Genomic DNA, 740 nt, shown 5'->3' on the forward strand with positions numbered 1-740 from the left:
GCCTTCGGGTTTCACGAGTGTCTACACAAATTGTATTGATAACAAATTAGAAGAAGTCCAAACATGCTAGCTTCGGACTCTATAGTATAGGTCTGTAGCTCAGCTGGTTAGAGCGCACCCCTGATAAGGGTGAGGTCGGCAGTTCAAGTCTGCCCAGACCTACCATTTTGACTTTACTCTGCGTTGGTTCGCAGTTCGTGTAGAAAAGCCTACACTTCACCACGAACCGCCTTGATTAAAATCAAAATAAGCTTTAGTTGGTTAGTATGTATCCCAAGAGGGGCTATAGCTCAGCTGGGAGAGCGCCTGCCTTGCACGCAGGAGGTCAGCAGTTCGATCCTGCTTAGCTCCACCACTTCTTCAAAAAAGAAAAAGAAAGACCAAACTTAAGTTATTTAAATAAACACTTTAAGTTTGGTTTTTAACCAAGTCACCACCGAATGCGTGTGGATGATAAATTCTTTAACAATCTGGAAAGCTGATATAAATACCGGTATTTATATGGTGAGAGGCGTGTCGCGCGTTCTTTTACATAATTATAAATACCAAGCTGTTGTTGTTTCTTTTATCGGGAAACAATAATGGTGATAGTGGCTCCTCCTCGGAGACGCTATCAACCCGATAACAATTTATTGTTATCAACTCTTATTCAAGACACATTTATTTGTGTACGTGAAAATGTCAGACTTTACAATTGCTGTGGTTTAGTCACCACGGTGTACTTTGTTTTTTAATCTTCG

2 tRNA genes are annotated in these 740 nt (G+C 40.9%); both read left to right on the forward strand.

From position 1 onward, the window contains the following. Window positions 1-88: 88 nt before the first annotated feature. A tRNA-Ile gene (locus RM573_RS17410) sits at window positions 89-165 on the forward strand. Between the two features lie 114 nt (window positions 166-279). Continuing rightward, a tRNA-Ala gene (locus tag RM573_RS17415) sits at window positions 280-355 on the forward strand. The last annotated feature ends 385 nt before the right edge of the window (window positions 356-740 follow it).

Origin of the sequence: Thalassotalea castellviae (genome assembly GCF_031846185.1) — a bacterium.
Taxonomy (GTDB): Bacteria; Pseudomonadota; Gammaproteobacteria; order Enterobacterales; family Alteromonadaceae; genus Thalassotalea_H; species Thalassotalea_H castellviae.